This window comes from Enterovirga sp., from assembly GCF_028290205.1.
In the GTDB taxonomy this organism is placed as follows: domain Bacteria; phylum Pseudomonadota; class Alphaproteobacteria; order Rhizobiales; family Beijerinckiaceae; genus Enterovirga.
In genome coordinates this window covers 1-3,366 of sequence record NZ_JAQGKF010000219.1, presented here as the reverse complement: position 1 = coordinate 3,366, position 3,366 = coordinate 1, and the positions used below count along the sequence as shown (strand labels likewise).

3 protein-coding genes and 1 pseudogene are annotated in these 3,366 nt (G+C 71.5%); all 4 read right to left on the bottom strand.

All coding sequences use genetic code 11. The annotated features are described in order from the left end of the window. The coding region (locus JWR86_RS15110; protein ID WP_299567080.1) for a Mur ligase family protein at positions 1-675 on the bottom strand (675 nt) is incomplete at its 3' end. Continuing rightward, complete coding sequence (gene mraY, locus JWR86_RS15105) at positions 672-1,757, bottom strand: phospho-N-acetylmuramoyl-pentapeptide-transferase (protein WP_299567079.1); 1,086 nt, start codon at positions 1,755-1,757, stop codon at positions 672-674. The genes mraY and JWR86_RS15110, both read right to left, overlap by 4 nt. 1 nt (position 1,758) lies before the next feature. Then, positions 1,759-3,204 (bottom strand): UDP-N-acetylmuramoylalanyl-D-glutamyl-2,6-diaminopimelate--D-alanyl-D-alanine ligase, encoded by a 1,446-nt coding sequence (locus JWR86_RS15100; protein WP_299567077.1) that lies wholly within the window; start codon positions 3,202-3,204, stop codon positions 1,759-1,761. Next, positions 3,201-3,366 (bottom strand): annotated as a pseudogene (locus JWR86_RS15095) (UDP-N-acetylmuramoyl-L-alanyl-D-glutamate--2,6-diaminopimelate ligase); the annotation flags it as partial. The gene JWR86_RS15100 and the pseudogene JWR86_RS15095, both read right to left, overlap by 4 nt.

The following is a 3,366-nucleotide window of genomic DNA, read 5'->3' as shown; positions in this document are numbered from 1 at the left end:
CGCGTCGTCCAGGCCCACGATCGCGACAGCGGCCCCGGCGACGAGCCGTTCCTTGATGGCGGCGTAGTTCTCCATCGTGCCGTGGCGATCGAGATGGTCGGGCGTGATGTTGAGGAGCACACCGACGGTCGGATTCAGCGACGGCGTGAGGTCGATCTGAAAGGACGACATCTCGATCACGTGCACGCGGTCGCGCGACGGCGGATCGAGGGACAGGATGGCGGTGCCGATGTTGCCGCCCATCTGCACGTCGGCTCCCGCCTCGCGCAGGAGGTGCGAAAGCAGCGCCGTGGTGGTGGATTTGCCGTTGGTGCCCGTGATGGCCACGAACGGCGCCTCCGGCGCGAGCCGCGCGCGCTCGCGGGCGAAAAGCTCGACGTCGCCGATCACCTCGATCCCGGCCTGCGCGGCCCGTTGCACGGCCCAGTGCGGCGCCGGATGGGTCAGCGGCACGCCGGGCGCGAGCACCAGCGCGGCAAAGCCGGACCAGTCGAGGCTGCGGAGGTCGCCCGTCTGAACGCCGGCCGCCTCGGCCCGTGCCAGGCTCGCGGCCGCGTCGTCGCAGGCCACGACCTCGGCTCCCCCGGCCTTCAGGGCCAGGGCCGTGACGAGGCCCGACCCGCCGAGGCCGAACAGGGCGACCCGCCGCCCGGCGAAGCAGGTGACGGGGGTCACCGGAGCTTCAGCGTGGAGAGCCCGACCAGGGCCAGAAGCGCGGCAATGATCCAGAAGCGGATCACGACCTGCGGCTCCGTCCAGCCGAGCTGCTCGAAATGGTGGTGCAGCGGCGCCATTCGGAAGAAACGCTTGCCGGTCATCTTGAAGTAGCCGACCTGCAGGATCACCGAGAGCGCCTCGGCCACGAACAGCCCGCCCACGATGGCGAGCACGAGTTCGTGCTTGGTCGCGACCGCGACGGTGCCGAGGAGACCGCCGAGCGCGAGGGAGCCGGTGTCGCCCATGAAGACCTGGGCCGGCGGTGCGTTGAACCAAAGGAAGCCGAGCCCCGCCCCCAGCAGGCCGCCGCAGAGCACGGCGAGCTCGCCCGTCCCGGGCACGAACCGGATCTGCAGGTAATTCGCGAAGATGGCGTTGCCGGCCAGGTAGGCGACAAAGCCGAAGGTCGCGCCGGCGATCATCACCGGCACGATGGCGAGGCCGTCCAGCCCGTCGGTCAGGTTCACGGCATTGCCGGAGCCCACGATCACCAGCGCCCCGAAGGCGATGTAGAACCAGCCGAAATCGAACAGCACGTCCTTGAAGAACGGCAGGGACAGCTTGTTCGACAAGCCGGGCGTCGCGATGAAGGCGATGGCCGTGCAGGCCACAAGCCCGATCAGGATCTCGAGCGCGAGCCGCTTTCGGCCGGAGAAGCCGGCATGCGACTGGCGCGAGACCTTGAGGAAGTCGTCGTAGAAGCCGATCGCCCCGTAGCCGAGCATCACCAGCACGACCACCCAGACATAGAGATTGCGGGGATCGGCCCAGAGCACGGTTGCGACCAGCAGCCCGGCCAAGATCATGAGCCCGCCCATGGTCGGCGTGCCGCGCTTGGTGAGCAGGTGCGATTGCGGCCCGTCCGCCCGGATGGGCTGGCCCTTGCCCTGCCGGATGCGGAGCGAGGAGATCGCCGCCGGGCCGAGCCAGAACACGAACAGGAGCGCGGTCGCGACCGCGCCGGCCGTCCGGAAGGTGATGTAGCGAAACACGTTCAGCGGCGAGAAATACGCGCTGAGGTCAGCCAGGAAAATCAGCATGTCAGGTCCTGGCCGCTGCAGTGGAGAGCGGCTCGGCCGCGGGAGCGAAGCGGGATGCGAGCGTGGCGGCGATTTTGGAGACAAGGGTCGATTTGGACCCTTTCACCATGACGGCGTCGCCGCCCCGCACGGCGTCGAGAACGGCCGGCTGAAGCGCGGCGGCGCTCTCGGCATAGGCGCCCCGCAGGCCGGGCGGCAGAGCCTCCCAGAGGTCGCGGATCAGCGGCCCGGCGGCAAACACGACATCGACGTTCGCTGCCGCGACGGCCTCGGCCAGCTCGCGATGTGCGGCCGGCCCGGCCTCGCCGAGCTCGCCCATATCGGCCAGCACCGCCACGCGCCGGCCGCCGGCCGGCAGCTCAACCAGCGCCAGGGCCGCGAGGGCCGCCCGCATGGAGGCCGGATTGGCGTTGAAGCTCTCGTCGATCAGGAGGAACTCGCCGGAGGGGGCCCGCAGACGGATGCGTTCGCCCCGTCCGGCCGGCGGCACCAGCCCGGCATAGGCGGAGGCCGCCTGCCCGATGTCGAGCCCGAGCACGTGGGCCACGGCCAGGACGGCGAGCGAATTCAGCGCCACATGCCGGCCGGCCATGCCGATCCGGTACGCGACCCGGCGGCCGAGAACGTCCGCCTCGACAAAGGAGTGGTCGGGCCCGGCCGCGATGCGCAGCGCCCGCACGTCCGCCCCGGCGCCCTCGCCGAAGCCGACGACCCGGCCGGCCCGCGACGCCCCGGCATGGGCGAGCAGCCGCCCGTGATGCGGGTTGTCCGACGGGATCACGGCCACGCCCCCGGGCTCGAGGCCGGAGAAGATCTCGCCCTTGGCATCGGCGATGCCGGAGACGGAGCGGAAATGAGCAATGTGAACCGGCTCAACCGCCGTCACCACGGCCACATGCGGCCGGACCATGGCGGTCAGCGGCACGATCTCGCCGGGGTGGTTCATGCCGACCTCGAACACGCCAAAGGCGGTTTCGCGCGGCATCCGGGCCAGCGTGACGGGCACGCCCCAATGGTTGTTGAAGGAGGCGGTGGCGGCATGGGTCGGGCCGAAGCCCGACAGGACAAGCCGCAGCGCGTCCTTGGTGCCGGTCTTGCCGACCGATCCCGTGACCCCGACCACGCCGGCCGCGGTGCGGGCCCGCGCCGCACGGCCGAGCGCCCGGAGCGCCTCCAGCACGTCGGGAACGACCACAAGAGGGCCGGCATTGGCGAAGTCGGCGGCCCGCTCCTCGGCCACGACGGCCGCCGCAGCACCGGCCGCGAGGGCGGTCCGGACGTGGTCGTGGCCATCGCTGGCCACGCCCCGGATGGCGAAGAACAGGTCACCCGGCGCGAGGGTGCGGGTGTCGATCGAGATCCCGGTCGCGGGCGCGCGCGCGCCCAGGAGCCGGGCGCCCGGAACGGCCGCGATCTCGGCGGGGGTCCAGAGCGGAGGGGTGGTCACGCCGAAAACTCCGCGATGGCGGCCCCAACCGCCTGGTGATCCGAGAACGGCAGAATGCGCTCGCCGACGATCTGGCCGGTTTCGTGGCCCTTGCCGGCGACCACCAGCACGTCGCCCGTGCGGAGGCCCCGGACGGCGTCGCGGATCGCCTCGGCCCGGTCG